Raw genomic sequence first — 24,290 nt, forward strand, 5'->3', positions numbered from 1 at the left:
TGAGGGCATGCCGCTGCTCGCTCCCCGCCGCCGTTCCGCAACCGAGCCGGGTCCCGCGCCCCTGGTCCGCCTGCGCGAGGCGGCCGTCCGCGCGGGCGAGACGGAGCTGCTCGCGCCGCTCTCGCTCGAGGTCGAGCCCGGCGAGATCGTGGCGGTCACCGGTCCGAACGGCAGCGGCAAGACGACCCTGCTGCGACTGGTCGCCGGCCTGACGCCGCCGAGTTCCGGCACGGTCGAGATCGCCGGCCGCCCGGTCGCGGAGCGCGACCGCGGGCATCGGCGTCGGGTCGCCGCCCTCGTCGGCACTCCGCCCTTCGAGCGCGATCTGACCCTCGAGGAGCACCTCGCCATGGTCGCCCTGTCCTGGGGAACGCCGCTCGCCGAAGCGCGCCGCACGGCCGTCGCCGGTCTGGACGCGCTCGGGCTCGGCGCTCTCGCGCGCCGATTCCCGCACGAGCTGTCCTCCGGGCAGACCCAGCTCCTCTCCCTCGCGCTCGTGCTCGCCCGGCCCGGCGAGGTGCTGCTGCTCGACGAGCCGGAGCAGCGGCTCGACGTCGACCGCGTGCCGCTCGTCATCGAGGTCCTCCGCGAGGCCTCCCGCGGGCGCGGGGTGCTGATCGCGACTCACAGCCCATCGCTGACGAGCGCGCTGGCCACCCGTGTCGTCGAGCTGGGCGGCCGATGAGGGCCGGCCGCGCTGGCCGCGACAGACTCCGGCTCGGCGGCCCGAAAGGGCGAGTCCACGCCGTCCGCGCTCTGCACCGGTCCCGCGCCGCGGCCGAGCAGCGCGGTGGCGCCTACGCCGGCTACCTCGCGGCGATGACCCTCCTGGTCGTCGTCCTGCCCGCGCTCCGGGCCGTCGTCCTGCTCGCCGCGGAGCCCGACCCCGCCCTCGCCGCCCTCGACCCGACGACCGTCGTCGGCCTCACCGCCGGGCTGCTCCTGCCCGCCGCCGTGCTGCTCGGCCGCGTCCGCGGTCCGGCGGTCGGCGAGCCGCACACCACCGCCGTGATGCTCGCCACTGACCTGCCCCGCCGTCTCGTGCTGCGGCGGCACGTGGCTGTCGCGGGGACGGCCGCTGTGCTCGCGAGCGCCGCGGCCGCACTGCTCATCTCCCCCGCCGTGGGCGGCGCACCGCTCGTCGCCGTCGGTGCCGGAGCGGCCTTCGGAGTCCTCCTCGCCGTCGCCTGGCTCGCCGGCCAGTGCCTCCCCGGCCGAGGAGCGGCCCTGCTCACCGGGGTGCTGGTCGCCGCAGCAGCGCTCCCGGCCGGTCCGGGTGCCCTCCTCGGCCGCGCGCTGACGACGGCCGATCCATCGGCCCTGCCCGGCACCGCGGTGCTGACCGCCCTGGCCGCACTCGCGCTCGCCGTCGTCCCGCGCCTGCTCGACACGGTCCGCGGCGGCGTCGTCGTCGCGCAGTCGCGGCAGTGGCGGTCGGCCCGGAGCAGGGGAGCGATCGGCGAGGTCGCCGACGCCCTCGAGGGCTACCGCGGCCGGCCCGGCCGCTTCCGCCGCGTCGATGCGGTCCGCGTCGCCCCGTTCGCGATCGCCGTGCCGCTCCGAGACGCGATCGGCGCGCTGCGCACCCCCGGTCGTTCTATGGCCGGGGTCGCCGCGCTGGCCGCCGCGGGACTGGCTCTCGCCGTCGCCGCCGTGGCACCGCCCTCGCTCCTCGCGCTCCCCGCCGCGCTGGCCGGCGTCCTCGCCTACTGCGGCGCCGGCGTCTGGAGCGACGGCCTCCGCCACGCCGCCGCGACCGCCGGGCAGCCCGCACTCCTCGCGCCCGCGCCGTTCGAGCTGCTGCTGCTGCACGGGATTCTCCCGCTGGTTCTCGCCGTCGGGATCGTCGTCGTGGCGTGCGCTCTCGCCGCCGGGCCCGTGTCGCCCGCCGTCGCCGTGGCGGTGGTCGCGGTGGCCGCTCGGGCGATGGACGCGACCCGCGGCGCGCTCCCGCCCACCCTGCTCGGGCCGATCCCGCTGCCGATCGGCGACGGCGCCGGCGCCGCCGTGCTGCTCTGGAACCTCGCCGGCGTGCTGGTGACGGGCCTCGTGGCTCTGGGAGTCGTGTCCGCCCCGGGCCTGGTCGCGGCGGTTCCGGTCGTCGCGGCCGGGTGCCTCCTGATCGCCCGTCGGCGTCTCGCTCGCGCCTGAGCCGCACGGCAACCGCTCGCCGAGCGGATGCGAGGATGGCCGGGTGACCGCGCATCCCCGGCTCGACGAGCTCATCCGCACCGTCCACGTCCTCCGCGCCCCGGGCGGCTGCCCGTGGGACGCCGAGCAGACCCACGAGTCGCTCGTGCGCTACCTGATCGAGGAGTCGCACGAGCTGGTCGACGCGATCGAGGCCGGCGACCGGGCCGATCTGATCGAGGAGCTCGGCGACGTGCTCTACCAGGTGCTCTTCCACGCCGACCTCGCCGCCGACGGACCTGAGCCCTTCACGATCGAGGACGTCGCCGCGCACATGAACGCCAAGATGATCGGGCGCCACCCGCACGTCTTCGGCGACGCGACGGCCGAGACGGCCGACGACGTCATCGCCGTCTGGGACGAACTGAAGAAGACCGAGAAGCCGCACCGCACGAGCGTCCTCGACGGCATCCCGCAGGGCATGCCGGCGCTCGCGCTGGCCGACAAGGTGATCGGCAAGGCCACGACGCTGGGCATCGTCGACGCAGGGGAGGGGCCGCTGCCGATCGAGTCGGAGGAGGACCTCGGCCCGCTGCTGCTCGCGATCGTCGCGTCGGCGCGCGCGCAGGGACTCGATGCGGAGCGCGCGCTGCGCACGGCGACGCGTGACCTGCAGGAGGAGATCCGCGCGGTCGAGCAGGAGCGGCGCGAGGGGTAGCTGTCGCTTCGAGGGCTGATCACGGGGATCTCGATACGCCCGCTGCGCGGGCTACTCGATCAGCATGGGGGCCCACTGCGCGGGCTATTCGATCAGCATGAGGTGCGGGCTACTCGATCAGCAGGAGGCGCGGGCCGCTCGATCAGCAGAGAGCGCGGGCGTTGACGCGCGTGCGCCTCTCCATGCTGGTCGAGTAGCCGCGGAGCGGCGTATCGAGACCCCACGTCTCCAGAACGGGGGATCTCGACGCGCCCGCTGCGCGGGCTACACGATCAGCAGGAAGGCCGACCGTCAGGCCACCCGCCGCCCGCGCGGCAGGCGTGCCGCCGGCGTCGCCGTCCGCCGGATCGCGCCGAGGAGCAGCCCGACCGCGAGCACCAGCTGCAGCGCCAGCCCGACGAACCACGACGGCACGGTGCGGTCGAAGACCTCCTCCGCGGTCCTCGGGACCGACGAGTCGGTGTATCCGCCGGTGCAGGAGATCTCGACGACCGCCGGCGGCGCGATCTGCGACTGCCGCACCAGCAGCGAGACGCCGCTGAACAGGTCCTCCGGCGAGCCGAACTCACCGAGCCGCGGGGGAACGGCGTCCGCGAGGACGACGAACGGGTTGAGCGCGAGAAGGCCCCAGTAGTAGTCGGCGCGGGGCACCTTCGTCTCGTAGTCGTCGCCGCAGTAGCCGTTGTCGTTGTCGAGGTAGACCGTCGTCTGCGTGGTCTGCGTCACCGCCGTCAGCAGCCCGAACGCGATCAGCGAGCCGATGCTCAGCGCCGCGACCACGAGGTAGGTCGTGACGACCGACATCAGCGGCCGGTCCAGGATCCCGCTGAGCCCCACTCCGATCGCCGCGACGACCCCGAGCTGCACCGCGAGCACCAGGACCGAGACCGACGCGGACGAGAACGACACCCCGCCGACGAGCACGGCGACGATCAGGAACGGCACGGTGCTCGCGAGGAATGCCAGCGCGACCAGCCAGGCCGAGACGAACTTGCCCAGCACCAGCTGCGCCGTGGTGACGAGGGTGACCTGCGTCGTCGCGAGGGTCCCCGCGTCGCGGTCGCCGTTGACGGCCGTCCCCGACAGCGCCGGAGTCACCAGGCTGCCGAGCAGCAGCACGAAGTACACCAGGATCGAGTAGATCCAGCCGCCGACCACGGCGTCGCTGCCCGAGAAGACGCCGGTCGCGACGATCAGCAGCCCGGTGACGGCGCCGACCAGCAGGAAGAACAGACCGAGCAGCACGAACGACGAGACGCCGCGCACGCGCTGGGCGAGCTCGAGCGCGAGGACGATGCGGACGCCGCGGAGGAAGGGCAGGGGCCGGACGCCGGGGTCGGTGGTGTCGGTGCTCATCGCGCGTCCTCCGCGGCGTCGGCGGGCGGTCCCGCGGGTCGGTCGCGGTCGGGGGTCGACCGGGTCAGGTCCGAGAAGGTGTGCTCCAGTTCGCCGACGGCCGGAGCGAAGCGGCTGACCGCGACCCCCGCCGCCACCAGCCGGCCGAGCAGCTCGGCCGCCGCGGCGTCGTTCACGACCGGCACCAGTGCCGCCTCGCGCTCGACCCGCACCGCCACCCCGGTCAGCCGCTCGACGACTGCCGCGAGCTCGGCTCCGCGCGGCCGGACCGCGTCGATCCGCCAGGCGCGCAGCGCCCGCGAGGCCCGCGCGACCGCCTCCCGTGAGGCCGTCGCGCCGCCGTCGAGGTAGACCGCCGCGGTCGCCATCTCGTCGAGCTCCGACAGCACGTGGCTCGAGACGAGCACCGTGCGCCCCTCGCCGGCGAGTCGCAGCACGAGGTCGCGCAGCGCGATCCGCGCGCCCGGGTCCAGCCCCGACGCCGGCTCGTCGAGTACCAGCACCGACGGGTCGTGCACGAGCGCGCGGGCGAGGCTCAGCCGCTGCTTCTGCCCGCGCGAGAGCACCCGGGTGGGCCGGTCGCCGAACTCGGCCAGGTCGACGAGGCCGAGGAGCTCGTCGGCGCGGGCCTCGGCGTCCGGGCGCGGCAGCCCGTACAGCTGCCCGGTCGTCCGGAGGGTCTCCCGGCAGGTCAGGCTCGCCCACGAGCCGAGCACGTCGGGCATCCAGCCGAGCGCGGCCCGCACCGCGGCCGGCTCCTCGACCGGATCGTGTCCGGCGACCCGCAGCACGCCGGCATCCGGCCGCAGCAGCGTCGCGAGCAGCAGCATCAGCGTCGTCTTGCCGGCACCGTTGGGCCCGATCAGCGCGGTGACCTCGCCGGGCCGCGCCTCGAAGCTGGCGTCGCGCACGGCGTGCACGGCCCCGAACGAGCGCGACACCCCCTCCGCGACGATCCCGTCCTGCGCACGCATCCCCATCGAGTCCCCCTCGTCGAGCCGCCGCGATCCCCCTGACCGCGCGGGCGCCGCGAGCCTAGCCGACCCCCTCGACCAGCCGGTGACCGCGTGCCACGGGCGCGGAGAGCGCCCCTCGACGGTCTGGGAGAATCGCCGCATGGCTTCTGCGATCACCCCGCCCCGCGGCATGCGCGACTTCCTCCCGGCCGACAAGGCGAAGCGCGAGCACGCGCTCGGAGTGATCCGCCGGGTCTACGCGGCGCACGGTTTCGACGAGATCGAGACCCCGGTGGTCGAGGACTTCGAGCGCCTGCACTCCGGCCTCGGCGGCGACAACGAGAAGCTCGCCTTCAGCGTGCTGCGCCGCGGCCTCTCGCACGACGACCTCGCGGCAGCGGCCGCGGCGGACGACGCCTCGGCACTGGCCGACCTCGGCCTCCGCTTCGACCTCACCGTCCCCCTCGCCCGCTTCTACGCGAGCCACCGCGCCGAGCTGCCGACGGTCTTCCGCTCCGTCCAGATCGCCCCGGTCTGGCGCGCCGAGCGCCCGCAGAAGGGCCGCTACCGCCAGTTCGTGCAGTGCGACATCGACATCATCGGCGAGCCCGGGCAGCTGGCCGAGGTCGAGCTGATCACGGCGACGGCCGCCGCCCTCGACACCCTCGGCCTGCGCGAGTGCACCATCCGTATCAACGACCGCCGGATCCTCACCGGCATCCTCGAGCACTGCGGCTTCGCTCCCGAGCGCTTCGGCCCCGCCCTGATCTCGATCGACAAGCTCGACAAGATCGGGGCGAGCGGAGTCGTCGCCGAGCTCGAGGCCGACGGACCGGACGCCGCGGCCGTCCTCGGCGGCTACCTCGCCCGCATCGAGGCCGCCGTCGCGGCCGGGGGAGTGGCGCTGGAGGAGTCCGCGATCCTCGGTGTGCTGCCCGAGGGCATCGACCCGGAGGCGGTGCTCGCGCTCGAGACGCTCGCCCGGTCGCTGCGCTCGCTGCCGACCGGCGTCTCGCTCCGCTTCGACCCGACGCTCGTGCGCGGGATGGGCTACTACACCGGCACCATCTTCGAGATCGCGCACCCCTCCTCCGGCTCGTCGGTCGGCGGTGGCGGCCGCTACGACGGCATGATCGGCCGGTTCCTCGGCCAGGACGTGCCGGCCTGCGGCTTCTCCATCGGCTTCGAGCGGATCGTCGAGCTGATCGACGTCCCGCTCGACGAGCGGCCGGACGCGGTCGTCCTCGTGCACGAGCGCGACGCCGCCCCCGAGACCCTGCTCGCGCTCAAGCAGGAGCTGATCGCCGGCGGCGCCCGCGTGCGCCTCGAGCGCCGCGCCAAGAACCTCACGCCGCTGCTCGACCGGGCCGCCGCCGCCGGATTCACGCGCTTCGCACTGGTGCCCCGCGACGCCGCGACGGCCGCGGACCTGGCCTTCAAGCCGCTCGGCTGAGCTGAGTGGGGCCTCAGCCGATCCGCCCGAAGGGACAGGCGGAGCGGTCGGATCGTTGGCGGATCCGTGAGACCCTTAATACCCGCGAAATCTGCGGACACACCGGAGAAATCTCCCGAGGATAGCGTCGAGGCACCCCGATCGGCGCGGCTTGGCGCGCCCAGCAGGGCACCCGTCGCGACCCGCGCACCACAGCAGCTTCCACCGCCTTACCCGAGGAGTCCCCCTTGCCCCTGTCGCCCTTCCGCACCTCGCAGACCTTCGACCGCCGCAGCGTGCTGCGCATGGCGGGCGTCGCCGGTCTCGCCCTCGGCGGAGTCTCCGTCCTCGCCTCCTGCGCCTCCGATTCCTCCGGCGCGTCGGCCGAGGCCGGCGGCGACCTCGGCACCCTGAAGGTCCAGCTCTCCTGGATCAAGAACGAGGAGTTCGCCGGTGAGTTCTTCGCCGACTCGAAGGGCTACTACACCGAGGCCGGCCTCTCCGGCGTCACGCTGACGGCCGGCCCCTCCACCGGCACCGCCGAGCTGCTCTCCGGCTCGGCCGACGTCGCGCTCAGCGACGCCGTCTCGGTCGGCACCGTCGTCGCGACCCAGGAGGCGCCGCTCAAGATCATCGGCGCGACCTACCAGAAGAACCCGTTCACGGTCCTCTCGATCGCGACCGCCGGCAACATCGCCACCCCCGCCGACCTCGCCGGCAAGAAGATCGGCGTCCAGGCGTCGAACACCTCGCTCTTCCAGGCGCTGCTCAAGGCGAACGGCCTGTCCGAGTCCGACCTCACCGTCGTCCCGGTCGAGTACGACCCGTCGGTCCTGATCAACGGCACGGTCGACGGCTTCATCGCCTACCTGACCAACGAGGCGATCACGGTCGCTGCCGAGGGCTACGAGGTCGTCAACCTGCCCTTCGCCGACAACGGCCTCCCGTTCGTCGCCGAGACCTTCACGGTGACCGACATGGCGATCGCCGACAAGCGCGAGGCGCTCAAGGCGTTCCTCGTCGCCGAGATCAAGGGCTGGACCGACGCGGTCAACGACCCGGAGGCCGGCGCGATGCTCGCCATCGAGACCTACGGCAAGGACCTCGGCCTCGACGAGGAGTCCTCCAAGAAGGGCTCCACCATCCAGTCGGAGGAGCTCGTCGTCTCGGACGAGACGGTCGCCAACGGCCTCTTCACGATCTCGGACAGCCTCCAGGAGGAGACGCTCGCGTCGCTCTCGGGCGCCGGCATCGAGGTCGACGCCGCCGACCTCTTCGACATGAGCCTCCTCGCCGAGGTCTACGAGGAGAACCCCGACCTCGTCAAGTACGCCGCCTGACCGCGGCAATCGAACCAGCACCACCACACATGCAGCACCACGGAGGGCACCACTCGTGACCGACACGACCGACGCCGGCACTCTGCGCAAGCAGGGTGCCGGCGGCACCGGCATCCAGATCCACGGCCTGTCGAAGACGTTCCGGATGGGCTCTCGCAGCGTCACGGCGCTGCAGGACACCGATCTGCACACCGACCAGGGCAGCTTCCTCGCGCTTCTCGGCCCCTCGGGCTGCGGCAAGTCCACCATCCTCCGCATCCTCGCGGGGCTGGAGGAGCCCACCTCGGGCTCCATCCGGGTGGACGGCCGCACGCCCAAGGAGCTGCGCCGCGACAACAAGCTCGGCATCGCCTTCCAGGACCACGCGCTCCTGCCCTGGCGCAGCGTGATGTCGAACATCCGCCTCCCGTTCGAGATCGCGGGCAAGTCGGTCGACCAGTCCTACATCGACGAGTTGATCGACCTGGTGGGCCTGCGCGGCTTCGAGAAGGCCAAGCCGGCCCAGCTCTCCGGCGGCATGCGCCAGCGCGTCTCGATCGCGCGCTGCCTCATCCTCAAGCCCGAGGTGCTGCTGCTGGACGAGCCGTTCGGCGCGCTCGACGACATGACGCGGCAGAAGCTCAACCTCGAGCTGCTGCGCATCTGGACCGAGAAGCCGGCCACGACCCTCCTCGTCACCCACGGCATCTCGGAGGCGATCTTCCTCTCGGACCAGGTCGCCGTGATGAGCCCCCGGCCCGGCCGGGTCAAGGAGATCATCGAGATCGACCTGCCCCGCCCGCGCACCCCCGAGATGCAGCGCACCCCCGAGTTCCACGCGTACGTCGACCAGGCGTCCGAGCTGCTGTTCGGCGACGGCGGCGCGGCCGCCGACGACCACTGAGGCGCCCCGTGGCCACGCTGCTCCCCGCTCCCGTCCCGCCGACCGAGCGTCGCTCGCGCTCCCTGCCTGCCTGGGCGTCGGGGCTGATCGGCATCGTCGGCATCATCGCCGTCTGGTGGCTGATCGCCCTGGTCACCGCCCCCACCGGCGGCACGACCTACGCGCCGGTCCCCACGCCCTTCCAGGTCGCGCAGACGATCGCGGAGGACGGGCCCGCCTTCTACTGGGCCAACTTCTCGGTGACGATCGGCGAGGCCGCGGTCGGCTACTTCTGGGGCAATCTGATCGCCCTGGTGCTGTCCGCCCTCGTCCTGGTCGTGCCGTGGCTGGAGGGCATCGTCTCCCAGCTCGCGGTCGTCACCTACTGCGTGCCGATCGTCGCGATCGGGACGCTCGTGCTCCTCATCCTCGGCGGCTCCGACGCGCCGGGGCAGCCGAGCGCCACCGCGATCTTCCTCGCCGGGCTCTCGGTCTTCTTCACCACCGTGGTCGGCAGCCTGCTCGGCCTCAAGGCGGCCGACAAGGCCTCGCTCGACGTCGTAACCGTCTACGGCGGCACCAAGTTCACCCAGCTCCGCAAGGTCCGCGCGATCGCGGCGCTGCCGAACATCCTCTCCGCGCTGCAGATCGCGGTCCCCGCGGCCTTCCTCGGCGCGATCCTGGGGGAGTACTTCGGCAAGATCGAGACCGGGGTCGGCCCGATCCTGGTCGCCGCGCAGGTCTCGCTGAACTCGCCGCGCGTCTGGGCGCTCTTCCTCCTCTGCGCGGCGGTGGCCCTGATCGGCTACGGCCTCGTCGGCCTGATCGGGCGCCTCATCGCCCCGTGGTCCTCCGGAAAGCGGGCATGACATGACCTCCACGATCCCCGACCGCACCGAGCAGTCGAGCCCGACGCAGATCATCGCGGTCGACGAGCTCCGCCGTCAGCTGCGCAGCGCGGCCCTCGGCGCCACGCTGAAGAGCCTGCGCAAGAGCCTCCTGATCGCGCTGTCGACCATCGCCATCGTCCTCGTGATCTGGATCGGCGTGATCCTCTTCAGCGGCGTCTCGCCCTACGTCATCAAGGGCCCCTGGGACGTCTGGGCGCATCTCGTCACCGACGAGTCGGCGGCCGAGCACCGCGCGGAGCTCGGCGGGCTCTTCGCCGTCACGATGGTCGACTCGCTCATCGGCTTCACGGCCGGCCTCGTCGTCGCGATCCTAGTCGCGATCCTGTTCCGGCTCTCCAAGGGCATCGAGCACGCGCTGATGCCGTTCGCGCTGCTGCTGCGCTCGGTGCCGCTGATCGCGATGACGCCGCTGATCATCCTGGTCTTCGGTCAGGGCACGGTCGCGTCCGTCGCCGTGGTCGGCGGCATCGTGGTGCTCTTCCCGGCGCTGGTCACGATCGCCTTCGGGCTCAACAACGCGTCGCCGCAGATGCTCGACGTCGTCTCGGTCTACGGCGGATCCACGCTTACGGCGATCCGCAAGGTCGCCATCCCCGGCGCGCTGCCCTCGCTCTTCGCCGCGATCCGCGTCTCCGTCCCCGGAGCGATCACCGGCGCGCTGCTCGCCGAGTGGCTCTCCACCGGCGACGGCATCGGCGGCGGCATCGCGGGCTGGACCAATCAGGCGCGGTTCGACGACATCTGGTCGGCGGTCGTCATCGTGACCGGCGTCTCGCTGATCCTCTACATGGTCGTCCAGGTCATCGAGACGTTCGTCCTGTCCCGGATGTCCCTCTCCCTCTCCTGACGCCCGACTGCCCCCTCCCGCGAGATGCCACTTGTGCACGCCTTCCACGGCGTGTCGCGTGCACAAGTGGCATCTCGCGGGAACGAGAGGGGACGACGGGTCAGACGGTGACGATCGCGTCGATGCGGCGCGGGGACAGCAGGGCGCGGCCGCCGAGGCCGTCGAGCTCCATCACGACGGCGATGCCCTCGAGGGACCAGCCGGCGCGCTCGATCAGGCGGCAGCTCGCGTCGAGGGTGCCGCCGGTGGCGAGCACGTCGTCGACGAGCAGCAGCCGGGAGCCCTTCGGCATCGCGTCCTCGTGCACCTCGAGCTGCGTGCTCCCGTACTCGAGCGTCGCCTGCTCGCGCAGCACGGCGCGCGGCAGCTTCCCGGGCTTCCGGATCGTCACGACGCCCAGGCCCGCGGAGTAGGCGGCGGCCGCGGCGAGGAGGAAGCCGCGCGCCTCGACGCCGGCGATCGCGTCGATCCGGCCGCGGTACGGCTCGATCAGCGCGTCGGCGACCGCGCGCAGCGCCTCGCCGTCGCCGAAGACCGGGGTGAGGTCGCGGAAGAGGATGCCGGGCTTCGGGAAGTCGGGGACGACCTCGGTGAGGCGCTCGACGAGGGCGGCGGCGGTGCTGGTCACGGGGTCCTCCGGTGGGGCGGGGGCGGTGCGGCTCGAGTGCCGTTCGGGCCCGTGGAGTCTACCGACGCCTCGCGGACGCCTGGCGTTCCGGGGCGGTCAGTAGACTCCTTCCCGACCGCTCCCGCCCTCCGGGAGCCCACCCGTCAAGAGGAGATAGTTGTGGCCCTTATCGAGGCAGTCGTCGCCCGAGAAATTCTGGACTCCCGTGGCAACCCCACGGTCGAGGTCGAGGTCCTGCTCGAGGACGGCGCGTCCTCGCGAGCGGCCGTCCCCTCCGGTGCCTCCACCGGCGCCTTCGAGGCCTACGAGCTGCGCGACGGCGACGCCGAGCGCTACCTCGGCAAGGGCGTGCAGAAGGCCGTCGACGCCGTCATCGACGAGATCGGCCCGGCCATCGAGGGCTTCGACGCCACCGACCAGCGCCTCGTCGACGCCGAGCTGATCGAGCTCGACGGCACCGAGAACAAGTCGCGCCTGGGCGCGAACGCGATCCTCGGCGTCAGCCTCGCGGTCGCCAAGGCCGCCGCGCAGTCGGCCGACCTCGACCTCTTCCGCTACGTCGGCGGCCCGAACGCGCACACCCTGCCCGTCCCGCTGATGAACATCATCAACGGCGGCGCGCACGCCGACACCGGCGTCGACATCCAGGAGTTCATGGCCGTCCCGCTGGGCGCCGAGTCCTTCTCCGAGGGCCTGCGCTGGGGCGTCGAGATCTACCACGCGCTCAAGGCGCAGCTGAAGAAGGCCGGCTTCGCCACGGGTCTGGGCGACGAGGGCGGCTTCGCCCCCGACCTCCCCACCAACCGCGAGGCGCTCGACTTCATCCTCAAGGCCGTCGAGGCCGCCGGCTTCACCCCCGGCAAGGACATCGGCCTCGCGCTCGACGTCGCCTCCTCCGAGTTCTACGAGGACGGCAAGTACACCTTCGAGGGCAAGAAGCTCTCGGCCGAGGAGCTCTCCGCGTACTACGCCGACCTCGTCGCCAACTACCCGCTGGTCTCGATCGAGGACCCGCTGGACGAGGACGACTGGGCCGGCTGGACCCACCTCACCGCCGAGATCGGCGACAAGGTGCAGCTCGTCGGCGACGACCTCTACGTCACCAACCCGGTGCGCCTGGCCCGCGGCATCGCCGAGAAGGCCGGCAACTCGATCCTGGTCAAGGTGAACCAGATCGGCACGCTCACCGAGACGCTCGACGCCGTGGCCCTGGCCCAGCGCAGCGGCATGACCGCGATCCTCTCGCACCGCTCCGGCGAGACCGAGGACACCACCATCGCCGACCTCGCGGTCGCGGTGGACGGCGGCCAGATCAAGACGGGTGCCCCCGCGCGCTCCGACCGCGTCGCGAAGTACAACCAGCTGCTGCGCATCGAGGAGATCCTGGGAGGCGCCGCGACCTACGCGGGTCGCTCCGCCTTCCCGCGCTTCACCGCGTAGTCTCTCCCCGCCGGAGCGGCCCCGGAGCCCAGCACCTCGGTGCGGGCACCGGGGCCGCTCCCGTTCCACCGTCAGACGCTCCACTGATCGAGGAGGCAGCCCCCATGGCCCGACCGCCCCGCCGGCCCTCCGCTCCCGGGAGTGCGCCCCGCCGCCCGGCCGCCGCCGAGACGCCGGCCTCGACGCCTGCCACGTCCGCGTCCGGACGCTCGAAGGCCTCCGCGTCGTCGAAGCCGGCCTCGACCACCGGCTCCTCGAAGACCGCCTCGAAGCGCGCGGGCACGAAGCCCGGCTCCTCCGCCCGGACGTCCTCCCGCGCCCCCCGCGCGAAGCAGCCCCCGGTCGCGCCGTCCTCCGCCTGGGTCGCGGGCGTCCGCGGCTCCGGCTTCACGCTGCTGGTGATGGGCATCATGATCCTGGCCGTCGTCGTCCTCGCGCCGAGCGTGAAGAACTTCGTCGAGCAGCGGGCCGAGATCGCCGAGCTGCAGCGCTCCGTCGACGCGGCGAAGACGCAGTCGCAGAATCTGGACGAGCAGCGCGTGCGCTGGTCCGACCCCGCCTTCATCCGCGCCCAGGCGCGCGAGCGGCTCTACTTCGTGATGCCGGGGGAGGTGAGCTACCTCGTCCTCGACGACATCGCGGTCGCGCAGCAGGCCGCGCAGCCCGCGTCGAACTCGGTGCAGAAGACGCCCACCGACTGGGCGGGCTCGCTGCTCTCGTCGATCGCCGTCTCCGGCCTCGGCGACCCGACGACGGCGGAGCTCACGCCCACTCCCTGACCCCGGCCCCCGCCCCGGCCGCCGCCTACACTGGAGAGTTCCCTCCGGTCCCCGCGCCCCCTGGAGTCCTCCGTGACCACGCCCCCCTTCGATCCGCCCACCGAGCGCGACATCGCCGTCGTCTCCGCCCAGCTGGGGCGCCCCGCCCGCGACGTGGTGGGCATCAGCGCGCGCTGCGTCTGCGGCAACCCCACGGTCGTCTCGACCAGCCCGCGCCTCAGCGACGGCACCCCCTTCCCGACCTTCTACTACCTGACCCACCCCGCCGCCACCGCCGCGATCTCGCAGCTCGAGGCGACCCAGGTCATGGTCGAGTACAACGAGCTCCTGGCCGAGGACGAGGAGCTGCGCGACGCGTACGCCGCGGCCCACCGCGCCTTCCTCGCCGACCGCGAGAGCGTCGCCGTCGTCCCCGAGATCGCCGGCATCTCCTCCGGCGGGATGCCGACGCGCGTCAAGTGCCTGCACGCCCTCGCCGGCCACGCGCTCGCCGCCGGCCCCGGAGTCAACCCGATCGGCGACCTGGCGCTCGCCCGTGCCGCCTGGTCGCCCGAGCGCTGCGAGTGCCGGCCGCTCGACGTCTGACCGACCCCGAGACCCGGCGGGTCGACGCGATTCAACGCGCGGTTCGCTAGGCTGATTCCCAGTCGGGGTCAGTGCTGCCACCCGCATCGAGAGCGGGCACTTCGCGAGAAGCAGGGTGTTCGCATTGTCCATCCCTCTGGAGAGTTCACCGTGCCCAAAATCCTGATCGTCGGAGGCGGCTACGCCGGCTTCTACACCGCGTGGAAGCTGGAGAAGTACCTCCGCGCCAACGAGGCCGAGGTCACGATCGTCGACCCGCTGCCCTACATGGCGTACCTGCCCTTCCTCCCCGAGGTCGCCGCCGGCTCCATCGAGCCGCGCCACGCGATCGTCTCGCTGCGCCGCCACCTGAAGAAGACCGCGATCCTCGCCGCGAAGGTCACCAAGATCGACCACGCGTCCAAGACCGCCACGATCACCCCCACGGTCGGCGAGCCCTACGAGTTCGTCTACGACCAGATCGTCGTCACCGCGGGCTCCGTCTCGCGCACCTTCCCAATCCCGGGCGTCGCCGACCACGCGATCGGCCTCAAGACGATCGAGGAGGCGACCGCGATCCGCGACCGCATCCTCACCAACTTCGACAAGGCCGCGACCCTCCCGGCCGGCCCCGAGCGCTCGCGCCTGCTGACGGTCACCGTCGTCGGCGGCGGCTTCGCCGGCATCGAGGTCTTCGCCGAGCTGCGCTCCTTCGCGAGCGCGCTGCTCAAGCGCTACCCCGAGATCGACTTCGAGGAGACGAAGTTCCACCTCGTCGAGGCGATGGGCCGCATCATGCCCGAGGTCGCGCTCGAGACGAGCCACTGGGTGCTGAAGAACCTCGACCAGCGCGGTGCCACCGTGCACCTCGACACGCAGCTCAAGTCCGCCGAAGGCGGCGTCATCGAGCTGTCGACCGGCGAGAGCTTCGAGTCCGACCTGATCATCTGGACCGCCGGCGTCATGGCGAACCCGTCGATCAAGAACTCCGACCTCCCGATCGAGGAGCGCGGCCGCCTGCGCGTGCGCGCCGACCTCCGCGTCGGCCACGACGACGTCATCGTCGAGGGTGCCTGGGGCGCCGGCGACGTGTCGGCCGTGCCGGACCTCACCGGTGGCGGCGTCGGCGGCTTCTGCGTGCCGAACGCCCAGCACGCCGTCCGCCAGGGCAAGCTCATGGCGACCAACATCATCGCGGTCCTCCGCGGCGAGGCGCCGAAGGACTACTTCCACAAGAACGCGGGAGCGGTCGCCGGCCTCGGCATCGGCATCGGCGTCTTCCAGTCCGGCAAGATCGCGATCAAGGGCTTCCCGGCCTGGGTCATGCACCGCGGCTACCACGGTCTCGCCATGCCCTCGTGGGAGCGCAAGTTCCGCGTGGTCTGGGGCTGGTGGAACAACCTCTGGCTCGGCCGCGACATCGCCTCGATCGAGGCCCGCGAGTACCCGCGCGGCTCCTTCGAGACCTATGCGTCGCGTCCCCGTCCGGCCGCTCCGGCCGCCGTCTCGGCTCCCGCTGGCACCCCCGGCCCGGCCGGTGCGCCCGTTCCCGTCGGCGGCGAGCCCGCGAAGTCCTGACCGTCGGGACGTCCCGACAGCACCGTCGGGCGGCGTGAGCGATCGCGCCGCCCGGTGGTCGCCCCCATAGCCCAATCGGCAGAGGCAGACGACTTAAAATCGTCTCAGTCTGGGTTCGAGTCCCAGTGGGGGCACCGACTATGCGGCGCGGGCGTGCGCCGACCTCTCGAGCACCGCTGCGTCGGGCGCCGCTGTGTCGGAGAGCGCCGTGTCGGAGAGCGCCGTGTCGAGGAGCGCCGCCTCGAGCATCGCGGTGATCTCGCCGGGGGCGCACTCGGCGCAGAGGACGACCAGGTCCTCCTCGGGGTCGTCTCCGCCGGAGCGGTCGAGGACGACGGCATCGGTTCCGCAGCTTCCGCATTCGATCATGCGGGTACCGTACGTCCGACCTCCGACATCGCCGCGCACGCGTCCGGCCCGTCGCGCGAACGGAGCCGGACTCCGCGGATCGGCGGCATTCGGGGCTCCGTCCCGTCAAGACCCCGCATCGGCATCCGCGCTCGCATAGAGTCGTCGCCGGGTGGTCCTCGCCCGGCCGGAGCGCGACCGCCGCCGGCCAGGGGGCGGGCGGCCCGGCGGCGCCTCCCGGCGTCTCCTCGTCTCGTGCCCGCGGGCACCGTCATGCACCGCCCGGCGACGGGCGATCGGGAGGCCTCCATGGGGAAGCTGCTCTACGGAGCCTCGGGTGTCGAGATCGAGTTCGACGACCGCACGCTCACGCACGTCCAGATCGTCATCGCGAACAAGCTGCGGCGGCGGGAGAGCTTCTTCTTCTCCTGGCGCGACGACGCGGCGGTCGGCGAGGGCCGCTCCAGCATCTGGCTCGACCCGTCGGTGCCGCTCTTCTTCAAGTACTTCGGCGGCCGGGTGCCGTCGATCAACCGCACCTGGATCGACCTGCTCACGGTCTCCGCGAACTCCTCCGGCGGGCTCCAGCTGGTCCAGGAGCCGGACGCCGCGCCGGCCGCGTCGCCGAAGGGCACCGCAGAGCAGGAGCGGCCGTGAAGCGCGACGTCTCGGCGCGGCTGACCCTCGACGTCGCGCGCCCGGCGACGCTCGTCTTCTCGATCGCCGTCGCCGCGGCCTACGGCGCTCCGGAGACGCTGTCGCTCACGCTCGACGGCCGCGAGGTCGTCGCCCGCGAGGTGCCCGACCAGCACGGCACGCGCCTGCACGTGCTCGAGGCGGGCGTCGGACGGCTCGTCGTCGACTACGCGGCGAGCGTGGACGGCGTGCTGGAGCCGCTGGCAGGCGAGGAGGTCGACCGCCTCCGCTACCTGCGGCCGAGCCGCTACGCCGAGTCGGACATCCTCTGGGCGACCGCCCGTGCCGAGTTCGCCGGACTGGAGGGCGCGGCGCTGCTCGCGTCGGTCAGCTCCTGGGTCGGCACGCGGCTCGCCTACGTCACCGGCTCGAGCCTCCCCACGGACGGCGCGGAGCGGACCCTGCTCGCCCGCCGCGGGGTCTGCCGCGACTTCGCCCACCTCGTCGTGGCCCTGCTGCGCGCGCTCGACGTGCCGGCCCGCCTGGTCGCGGTCTACGCGCCGGGACTCGCGCCGATGGACTTCCACGCCGTCGCCGAGGCGTGGATCGAGGGCGCCTGGCGCGTCGTCGACGCCACCACGCTCGCGCCCCGCTCGAGCCTCGTGCGGATCGCTACGGGACGCGACGCGGCGGACACCGCGTTCCTCAGCGTCTACGACGGCATCGCGACCCTCGGCGAGATGCGGGTCGGCGCGGTGGTGGACGTGCTGCCGGACGACGACGTGCGGGAGCTCGCCTTCCTCCGCTGAGCGGGTCGTCGGCCGCTGCTCGGCGCCGACTCCTGCCCCGCTACTGCTCGGTGTCGATGAAGCGGCGCCAGGCCCAGATCGACGTGCAGACGGCGGTGAACGCGACCACCGCGAACAGCGCCGGACCGCCGCCGCCGTCGGCCGACCAGGCGGCGATCGTCGGGGTGAGCAGCAGGAAGAGCACGGTGCTCGCGAGCAGCGTCAGTCCCAGCCACAGCACGGGCGACCAGCGCAGGATGCTCTGACCCGCGGGCCGGCCGACCGGGAAGAGCAGCACGACGCTCGAGCCGACCGAGAGCAGCGTCGTGGCGCTCAGCACCTCGGCGGTGAGCACGGCGGCGAAGGAGCCGTCGGCCGGCACGGCCACCGAGGCCGCCCAGGCGACGGCGGCGAGACCGAGCAGCGAGACCACCCGCACGGTCGCCAGCTTGGCGCGGGCGATCGGCGAGGCGCCCTCGGGCAGGACCAGCCCGATCACGACTCCGAAGAGGAAGGCCGGGTCGAGGCCGGTGAAGCGGGAGAGGAGCGCGGCGCCCGCCACCAGCAGCAGCGCGCGGGGCGAGGCGACCACGCGGATGCCCGGCAGACCGAGGCGGCGCCCGACGAGGGCCGGGACGCCGGCGGCGACCGCGTTGACCACCGCCACCGCGACGATCACCGCGATCAGGAGGCGGAGGTAGGCGGGCTGCCCGTCCACCCGGCCCGAGAGCAGCACCAGGCCGGCGGCGCAGCCGATCATGCCGACCACCATGGTGCGCGCCGAGACCGGCGACGTCTCCGGCCGGTCGTCGTACTCGACACTCGCGCGGTTGCGGCCGGTCAGCCGCCAGGTGCGCGCCTCGCGCGGCACCCGGCCGGCGACCGCGAGGCGGGCCGGGACGACGAGCAGGGCGAGGGAGGCGACCGCGAGAGCGAGTGAGCGCATCCAGTCGGCCATCGTGCCGATCGGCGCGCCGGAGGAGAGCGCGGTGGTCATGCCGGTCGCGGCACTCCAGCCGCCGGGCGCCGAGCCGCCGTCGGGGGCGGGCGCCGCCTGCGGCGGGTCGGTCGGCGCGGCGCCGGGGAGCGGAGCGGCGGTCGCGCCCTCGGTCGGCCGGGCCTCGGGCGCGGACTGGCCGGGACGGGCTGGCGTCGGCGTCGCGGTGGCGCCGGGCGTCGTCGGTCGGGCGCTGGGCGAGCCGGGTGCCGTGGTGGGCGTGCTGCCCGGGGTCGCCGTGCTCGATCCCGGCGTGCTCGCGGTCGGCGTGGCGGAGGGGGTGGTGGTGCTCGCGGCCGCGAAGGTCGCGTCGAGCCAAGGGCTGCGCGAGCTGTAGTTGCCGGCAGCGTCGCCCGCGATCGCCGAGACCCGGTGCGCCCCGGCGGTCACGGTGCCGCCGGTGCAGCTCCAGCGGCCGGCGGTGATCGCCGCATCGCAGGTATTGACGAGGTCGACGTAGACGTAGACGCGGACGCCCTCGGTGGCCGCTCCGGAGTAGACCGCGCCGGTCAGCGGCAGCGAGGCGCCGGCCGCGGGGGACTCGAGGGTCGGCGCGACGGGCGGCGCGGTGTCGACGACCAGCGTGACGGCGGGGCTCGCGGGCGAGACGGTGCTCCCCGCGAACGACGCCGACTGGGTGGCGGTGACGCGGTGGCTCCCAGGCGCCGGAGTGGGAGCGAGCTGGCAGAACCAGCGGCCGGCGCCGTCGGCGGTGGCCAGGCAGGAGGCGCCGCCGTCGGAGGTCACCGCGACGCTCGCGCCCGGGTAGGCGGTGCCGCTCACCGAGCCGGCGGAGGTCGCCGAGCCGTCGACCGACTCGATCACCGGGGCGCTGAGCACGGCGATCTCGACGCGGGCCGAGGTGGTGCCGCCGGCGGCGAGGAGCTCGACCGCGGTCAGCCGGATCCGGCCGTCGTCGAGATCGAGCGCGCAGCTCCAGGTGTCGTCCGCGCCGACGCGGGTGATGCACAGCGGGTCGGAGCTGCCGGTGAGGCCGATCTGGATCTCGTCGCCCGCGGTGCCGGTGCCGGTCGCGGTGACGTCCCCGCTCGGGAGCACGGTGCCGGAGGCGGGGGAGGTGATGGTGAGGGGAGCGGCGGCCTGCGCGGCCGGCGCCGTGAGCCCTGCGGCGGCGCCCAGCGCGACGAGGAGCACGAGCAGGAGAGCGGCCGGACGGCGGCTCGACGAACGGAGGGAGCGGCGGAGGCGGTTCGTCGGATCGACCGACGGACCCCCCGGCGCGGAACCCCCCGGCACAGACGCGGCGACACTCGGAATCACGGTGCGTCCATTGCACGGGGGCGCACGGACAGTGTCAAGCGCGGCGCGCCTCCGTTGCGCGATGTACACCATCGGGTGGACCGCCCTCCTCCGCGCGGGGGAGCGATGCGCGGAGCGGGAGAGCGCTTCCGCGAGGATATACCCATGGACGAGTCGGAGGAACGATGAGCGAGGATGCAGCGCGCGGGCGCGATCGGCAGCAGGTGCGCGCCGAGTCCGCGCGCTTCGACGACCCACGGGAGCTCGGGCGCCTGCTGCCGGCGGGGCTCCGGATCGGGCTCGCGCAGAGCGCCTTCCAGACCGAGGGCTCGCTCGAGGCGGGCGGTCGCGGCCGCTCGGTCTGGGACGACTTCGCCCTGCGCCGCGGGACGATCGCCGAGGAGGCGACGCCCGAGTTCGCCACCGACTTCCTGCTGCGCTGGCGCGAGGACCTGGCGCTGCTGGTGGACCTCGGCGTCGACGAGCTGCGGCTGTCGATCTCGTGGACCCGGCTCCAGCCCGACGGGCGCGGGCCGATCGATCGCGGCGGGCTCGGCTTCTACGACCGGCTGCTCGACGCGACCGCCGAGGCCGGGCTCCGGACCGCTCTCACGCTGCAGCACCGCGACACCCCGTCGGCGCTCAGCGGCGGCTGGATGAACCGGGACACGGCGTTCCGCTTCGGCGACGTCGCCTTCGAGATCGGCTCGCGCCTCGGCGACCGGGTGGCCGACTGGATCACCCTCGACCAGCCGTCGACCGTCTTCCTCGAGGGCTACGCGCTGAAGCACCAGGCGCCCGGCGCGGGCCGGCTCTTCAGCGCGCTGCCGGCTCTGCACCACCAGCTGCTCGGGCACGCCGTCGCGGTCGAGGCTCTGCGCTCGGCCGATCTCGCCGGCCGCATCGGCCTCGTCGACGCGCAGGCCGTGGTCGAGCCGGCGACCGAGTCGGAGCAGGACGGCGCGTGGGCAGCGCTCGCCGACGTGCTGCAGAACCGGCTCGTCGCGGACGCCGTGCTGACCGGCGAGTATCCGGCCGGGCCGGAGGAGCTGCCGCCGTTCCTCGCGCCGCTCGCCGGCGTCGATCCGGTCGACCTCGCCCGCATCGCCGCGCCGCTCGACTTCTACGGCGTCGCCCCGCTCGCCCCGCGACGGATCGCGGCCGGTCCCGATCCGGCGCTGCCCACCGGACCGGGTGCGCCGCCCGCGTTCCCGTTCCACGACCGGCCGTGGCCGGAGCTCGACCGCACGGGCGACGGGTCGCCGTTCGCACCGTGGGCGCCGGTCTCGGTGCTGCGGAGTCTCGTGGAGCGCTACGGCGAGGCGCTGCCGCGGCTCGTGCTCACCGAGCTGGGCGCGAGCTATCCGGATCTGCCGGACCGGCAGGGCGCGATCGTCGACACCCAGCGGATCCGCTGGCTCGGCGCGCACCTGGGCGCGCTCGCGGAGGCGGTGCACGAGGGGCTGCCGCTCGACGCCGTGCAGCTGTGGACGCTGGTCGACGCCTTCGAGTGGCAGCACGGCTACACCCGGCCGCACGGCCTGGTCGCGCTCGACACCCGCAGCCGGGACCGGGTGCCGAAGGCGTCCTACGACTGGCTGCGGCGGGTGCTGGACGAGCGGTCCTGAGGCGGGTCCTGGTGATCGAGCAGGCCGTGCAGGGGGGGGCATCGAGGTCCGCCTTCGCCGGACGTGCCGGCGAGGGCGGGTCTCGATACGCCCCTGCGGGGCTACTCGACCAGCAAGAGGGGAGGCGTGCAGCAAGAGGGGAGGCGTGGGAGACTTCCGCGATGCGCAGCCTCCTCGCCCTGGCCTCGATCCTGCACGCCGAGCCCACTCCGGTGCTCGCGGCGCTCGCCGACGTGCTCGCGTCCGCCGAGGGCGCCGCGTTCGCGCGCACGGCCAACGGCTTCGAGCGCCGGCTCGGCGTCGCCGGGATCGAGCAGTGGCGCGTCCTGACCGACGAGGACGGCGCCCGGGTCGAGTGCGAGATCGTCGCGACGGGCGCGTCCTCCGCGCTCGCGGGCGTGCTGGCCCGCCGTCGGATCCGGGAGGCGCCCGAGCGGTTCCGCTCGGTCGTCACCGCCGTGGCCGACGCCGTGGAGGAGCGCGACTGAGCACCCCCCGGACGGGGAATGCCCCGGCCGTCCACGCTGTTGTCCTCCATAGCGGGGTGGGGCCCGAGTGCCCCGCCCATCGGATCGCTCGGAGGAGCTCGAGGCAGATGGCAGGAACAGCAATGAGCAAGGGACGGGGAGCGCGCGGCGGCGACGAGGAGATCGTCTACCGCCGTCACGCGAACGGACGCGGCATGGTCGCTCCGGGATCGCGCGTCTCCGCGTCGGCGTACGTCGAGACCGGCGCCTACGTCGAACCCGGCGCGAACGTCGGGGAGCGGGCGTGGATCGGCGCCGGCAGCTGGGTCGACCGCGACGCGATGATCGGGCACAGCGCCTTCATCGGCGCGAACGTGCACGTGGGTCCGGAGGCCATCATCGGCCCCGGTGCCCGCATCGGCAGCTACTCGCGGATCGGCGGCTCGGCCGTCGTCGCGACCGGCGCGCGGGTCGACCGCGACACGGTGATCGCCCCGGGCGGCCGCTTCGGCGCCGACGACGGCGTCCGCGAGATCGGCCGCCGCGCCGCGTGATCGCGACCACGACCCTGTTCCGCCCGCCCCTCCGCCACCTGGCGGCGCGGGGCAGCGGAATAGGGTCGTTCCATGTTCGAACTCCACCACCTCAGCGCCCAGGAGCAGTGGGACTGGCTGCAGCGCGGGGAGATCACCCCGCTCGAGCTGGCCGACCACTACCTCGCTCGCCTCGAGCGCTGGAACGCCGAGCTCGGCGCCTTCACCACCGTGACGGCGGAGGCGGCGCGCGCCCGGGCGGCGTCGCTCGACGCCGTCCCGCGCACCGCGCTGCTCTGGGGGCTGCCGAGCGGCGACAAGGACCTCTGGCGCCGGGCCGGCGTCCGCACCACCTTCGGCTCCCAGCTGCGCGAGTCGTTCGTGCCCGACGCCTCGGACGAGATCGTCGAGGTGCTCGACGCGGCCGGCGCGGTCAGCCTCGGCAAGACGGCGGCGCCCGAGTTCGGCATGCCGTCCTACACCGAGAGCCGGGTCGGTCCGCCGGCGGTCACCCCGTGGGACACCGCGCTCGGCGCGGGCGGCTCGAGCGGAGGAGCGGCCGTCGCGGTCGCGGCCGGTCTGCTGCCCTTCGCGCCGGGCTCCGACGGCGGCGGATCGATCCGCATCCCCTCCGCCGCCTGCGGGCTCGTCGGCCTGAAGCCCTCCCGCGGGCGGGTGCCGGCGTCCTCCGGAGTGGGCGGGGTCGGCGGCCTCGTCGTCGCCGGGACGCTCACGCGCTCCGTGGCGGACGCCGGGCTGCTGCTCGAGGGGATGCTGGAACGGCGGAACGGAGTGATCCCGCAGCGCTCGGCGCTCACCGCGCCCGGCGGCGGCGAGGGCTCGTTCCTCGGTGCCGCGGTGCGCGGGGAGGGCCGGTTCCAGATCGGCGTGCTCACCGCCTCGCCGTGGGACGAGGAGTACGAGATCGGGCTCGCTCCGCAGGCGCGGGCGGCGCTCGACGAGGGGATCGCGGCGCTGTCGGCGCTCGGCCACGGGCTCGACGACGCGGTGCTTCCGCCGTCCGCCGCCTATCCCGCGGCCTTCCGGATGCTCTGGCAGAGCGGGGCCGCCACGCTGCCGATCGAGGGCTCGGACGTCGATCGGCTCGAGCCCCTGACTCAGTGGCTGGTGCGCGAGGGGCGCCGGCGCTCGGCCCGCGACATCGTCGAGGCGGCGGGCGTGCTGTCGGCCTACGAGCGCGCGGTGATCGCCGCGTTCGCTCCGTTCGACGCGATCCTCACCCCGTCGATGACGATGACGCCGCGGCCGGTCGGCTGGTACGACGCCGACGATCCGGAGCGGAACTTCGAGCAGCAGGTGCAGTACACGCCGTACACCTCGTTCGTGAACGTGAGCGGGCTGCCGGCGATCGCGCTGCCGCTGAGCACGACGGCGGACGGCCTGCCGATGGGGATCCAGCTGATCGGGCGCCCCGGCGGCGAGGCGGTGCTGCTGTCGATCGGGGCGCAGCTGGAGCGGCGGGCGCGCTGGCAGCGGCGGCATCCGCCGCAGTGGTGACGGCGCCACCGGTGCCGGGCGATACCCGGCGAACGGTCGGCTGCGAGCCCTTGGTCCTCAGGTTAGGCATGCCTATACTTACTTCCGATGTGCATGTTCGAGGGACGAGACGGCTCGGAGCCGATCGACGTCAAGCAGTTCCTGATCGCGGGTGACGAGACCGTCGTGCCGTGGATCCAGAGCCTCCTCGACGCGCTCCCCGCTAACGCCCGAGGGCAGGTCTTCGTCGAGGTCGACGACGCCCGCGGCCTGCCGCCGCTCTCGGCGCCCGGCCGCGTCTGCGTCACCTGGCTCGGCCGCTCGCAGCGCTCCGGCGCTCCCGGCACCGGCCGCGCGTGCGACCACGGGGTCGCGCTCGACCGCGCCGTCCGCGCCTGGGTGGGCGAGATGTCCGTCGTCGACCGCGACTACCCGTGGGCGGACGACCGGCACGACTTCTGCGCGTGGGTCGGCGGAGAGGGCGCGATCGTCGCCGAGCTCGCGGCGGAGGTCGAGGCCCGCCTCCGGGTCTCCGCCGAGCACGCGGCGCGCTGAGCGCGCACGGGCATCCCGAGCAGCATTAGGTAAGGCTTAC

The 24,290-nt window shown here is 73.6% G+C and carries 24 protein-coding genes and 1 tRNA gene; 20 read left to right on the plus strand and 5 right to left on the minus strand.

Annotation, left to right across the window (positions count from 1 at the left end; translation table 11 throughout):
* Positions 1 to 7 precede the first annotated feature (7 nt).
* From GSU72_RS05600 to GSU72_RS05610, 3 genes are read left to right on the plus strand one after another with little or no spacing between them, the layout of a single operon-like run.
* Entirely contained in the window at positions 8 to 685 is a 678-nt protein-coding gene (locus tag GSU72_RS05600) for an ABC transporter ATP-binding protein (RefSeq protein WP_244255990.1), read from the plus strand.
* Positions 682 to 2,151 carry a hypothetical protein gene (locus GSU72_RS05605; RefSeq protein ID WP_159984168.1) on the plus strand — a complete coding sequence of 490 codons (1,470 nt, stop codon included), beginning with the start codon at positions 682 to 684 and terminating at the stop codon, positions 2,149 to 2,151. Before GSU72_RS05600 ends, GSU72_RS05605 begins: the two co-directional genes overlap by 4 nt.
* A gap of 43 nt (positions 2,152 to 2,194) precedes the next feature.
* Entirely contained in the window at positions 2,195 to 2,848 is a 654-nt protein-coding gene (locus GSU72_RS05610) for a MazG family protein (protein WP_159984169.1), read from the plus strand.
* A gap of 291 nt (positions 2,849 to 3,139) precedes the next feature.
* Here GSU72_RS05610 and GSU72_RS05615 read toward each other — a convergent pair whose 3' ends face one another.
* Positions 3,140 to 4,204 (minus strand): ABC transporter permease, encoded by a 1,065-nt coding sequence (locus GSU72_RS05615; protein WP_244255991.1) that lies wholly within the window; start codon positions 4,202 to 4,204, stop codon positions 3,140 to 3,142.
* Positions 4,201 to 5,184: an ABC transporter ATP-binding protein gene (locus tag GSU72_RS05620; RefSeq protein ID WP_244255992.1), complete on the minus strand. Its 984-nt coding sequence runs from the start codon at positions 5,182 to 5,184 to the stop codon at positions 4,201 to 4,203. Before GSU72_RS05620 ends, GSU72_RS05615 begins: the two co-directional genes overlap by 4 nt.
* A gap of 136 nt (positions 5,185 to 5,320) precedes the next feature.
* Between GSU72_RS05620 and hisS the strand changes: the two genes are divergently transcribed.
* The 5 genes from hisS (at position 5,321) to GSU72_RS05645 (ending at position 10,552) form a co-directional block, all read left to right on the plus strand.
* The gene (gene hisS, locus GSU72_RS05625) at positions 5,321 to 6,613 is read left to right on the plus strand and encodes a histidine--tRNA ligase (protein ID WP_159984170.1); all 1,293 of its coding nucleotides are present in this window, start codon (positions 5,321 to 5,323) and stop codon (positions 6,611 to 6,613) included.
* A gap of 227 nt (positions 6,614 to 6,840) precedes the next feature.
* Positions 6,841 to 7,932, plus strand: coding sequence for an ABC transporter substrate-binding protein (locus GSU72_RS05630; RefSeq protein ID WP_244255993.1), 1,092 nt, complete (start codon positions 6,841 to 6,843; stop codon positions 7,930 to 7,932).
* A gap of 145 nt (positions 7,933 to 8,077) precedes the next feature.
* A complete protein-coding gene (locus tag GSU72_RS05635) occupies positions 8,078 to 8,815 on the plus strand; it encodes an ABC transporter ATP-binding protein (RefSeq protein ID WP_123705595.1) in 738 nt (245 codons plus the stop codon).
* Between the two features lie 8 nt (positions 8,816 to 8,823).
* Positions 8,824 to 9,663 carry an ABC transporter permease subunit gene (locus GSU72_RS05640; protein ID WP_244255994.1) on the plus strand — a complete coding sequence of 280 codons (840 nt, stop codon included), beginning with the start codon at positions 8,824 to 8,826 and terminating at the stop codon, positions 9,661 to 9,663.
* A gap of 1 nt (position 9,664) precedes the next feature.
* Positions 9,665 to 10,552, plus strand: coding sequence for an ABC transporter permease subunit (locus tag GSU72_RS05645; RefSeq protein ID WP_208545156.1), 888 nt, complete (start codon positions 9,665 to 9,667; stop codon positions 10,550 to 10,552).
* 100 nt (positions 10,553 to 10,652) lie between these two features.
* Here the strand turns inward: GSU72_RS05645 and GSU72_RS05650 are convergent, their stop codons facing one another.
* Positions 10,653 to 11,180 (minus strand): adenine phosphoribosyltransferase, encoded by a 528-nt coding sequence (locus tag GSU72_RS05650; RefSeq protein ID WP_159984171.1) that lies wholly within the window; start codon positions 11,178 to 11,180, stop codon positions 10,653 to 10,655.
* 159 nt (positions 11,181 to 11,339) lie between these two features.
* On the opposite strand from GSU72_RS05650, the gene eno reads away from it, so the two are divergent.
* The 5 genes from eno (at position 11,340) to GSU72_RS05675 (ending at position 15,675) form a co-directional block, all read left to right on the plus strand.
* Entirely contained in the window at positions 11,340 to 12,620 is a 1,281-nt protein-coding gene (gene eno, locus GSU72_RS05655) for a phosphopyruvate hydratase (protein WP_123447613.1), read from the plus strand.
* A 104-nt stretch (positions 12,621 to 12,724) separates the two neighbouring features.
* Entirely contained in the window at positions 12,725 to 13,399 is a 675-nt protein-coding gene (locus GSU72_RS21485; protein WP_244255995.1) for a septum formation initiator family protein, read from the plus strand.
* 72 nt (positions 13,400 to 13,471) lie between these two features.
* Positions 13,472 to 13,984: a DUF501 domain-containing protein gene (locus tag GSU72_RS05665; protein WP_159984172.1), complete on the plus strand. Its 513-nt coding sequence runs from the start codon at positions 13,472 to 13,474 to the stop codon at positions 13,982 to 13,984.
* 150 nt (positions 13,985 to 14,134) lie between these two features.
* On the plus strand, positions 14,135 to 15,541 hold the full coding sequence (locus GSU72_RS05670; RefSeq protein WP_159984173.1) for an NAD(P)/FAD-dependent oxidoreductase: 1,407 nt from the start codon (positions 14,135 to 14,137) through the stop codon (positions 15,539 to 15,541).
* 60 nt (positions 15,542 to 15,601) lie between these two features.
* Positions 15,602 to 15,675 (plus strand) — tRNA-Leu (locus tag GSU72_RS05675).
* A gap of 4 nt (positions 15,676 to 15,679) precedes the next feature.
* Here the strand turns inward: GSU72_RS05675 and GSU72_RS05680 are convergent.
* Positions 15,680 to 15,910: a hypothetical protein gene (locus GSU72_RS05680; RefSeq protein WP_159984174.1), complete on the minus strand. Its 231-nt coding sequence runs from the start codon at positions 15,908 to 15,910 to the stop codon at positions 15,680 to 15,682.
* A gap of 288 nt (positions 15,911 to 16,198) precedes the next feature.
* On the opposite strand from GSU72_RS05680, the gene GSU72_RS05685 reads away from it, so the two are divergent.
* Entirely contained in the window at positions 16,199 to 16,546 is a 348-nt protein-coding gene (locus GSU72_RS05685; protein ID WP_159986673.1) for an ATP-dependent DNA ligase, read from the plus strand.
* Positions 16,543 to 17,334 (plus strand): transglutaminase family protein, encoded by a 792-nt coding sequence (locus GSU72_RS05690; protein WP_159984175.1) that lies wholly within the window; start codon positions 16,543 to 16,545, stop codon positions 17,332 to 17,334. Before GSU72_RS05685 ends, GSU72_RS05690 begins: the two co-directional genes overlap by 4 nt.
* Positions 17,335 to 17,374: 40 nt before the next feature.
* On the opposite strand, the gene GSU72_RS05695 is transcribed toward GSU72_RS05690, so the two are convergent.
* On the minus strand, positions 17,375 to 19,465 hold the full coding sequence (locus tag GSU72_RS05695; protein ID WP_159984176.1) for a hypothetical protein: 2,091 nt from the start codon (positions 19,463 to 19,465) through the stop codon (positions 17,375 to 17,377).
* 290 nt (positions 19,466 to 19,755) lie between these two features.
* Between GSU72_RS05695 and GSU72_RS05700 the strand changes: the two genes are divergently transcribed.
* The 5 genes from GSU72_RS05700 to GSU72_RS05720 all read left to right on the plus strand — a co-directional run bounded on the left by GSU72_RS05700 (position 19,756) and on the right by GSU72_RS05720 (position 24,250).
* On the plus strand, positions 19,756 to 21,198 hold the full coding sequence (locus tag GSU72_RS05700) for a family 1 glycosylhydrolase (RefSeq protein WP_159984177.1): 1,443 nt from the start codon (positions 19,756 to 19,758) through the stop codon (positions 21,196 to 21,198).
* A 161-nt stretch (positions 21,199 to 21,359) separates the two neighbouring features.
* Positions 21,360 to 21,686, plus strand: a complete 327-nt coding sequence (locus GSU72_RS05705; RefSeq protein WP_159984178.1) for a hypothetical protein — start codon at positions 21,360 to 21,362, stop codon at positions 21,684 to 21,686.
* Between the two features lie 122 nt (positions 21,687 to 21,808).
* A complete protein-coding gene (locus GSU72_RS05710; RefSeq protein ID WP_159984179.1) occupies positions 21,809 to 22,219 on the plus strand; it encodes a transferase in 411 nt (136 codons plus the stop codon).
* 72 nt (positions 22,220 to 22,291) lie between these two features.
* Positions 22,292 to 23,716, plus strand: a complete 1,425-nt coding sequence (locus GSU72_RS05715; RefSeq protein ID WP_159984180.1) for an amidase — start codon at positions 22,292 to 22,294, stop codon at positions 23,714 to 23,716.
* A 93-nt stretch (positions 23,717 to 23,809) separates the two neighbouring features.
* Positions 23,810 to 24,250, plus strand: coding sequence for an SIP domain-containing protein (locus GSU72_RS05720; RefSeq protein WP_208545157.1), 441 nt, complete (start codon positions 23,810 to 23,812; stop codon positions 24,248 to 24,250).
* Positions 24,251 to 24,290 lie beyond the last annotated feature (40 nt).

Source organism: Rathayibacter sp. VKM Ac-2760, from assembly GCF_009834185.1.
Lineage (GTDB): Bacteria > Actinomycetota > Actinomycetes > Actinomycetales > Microbacteriaceae > Rathayibacter.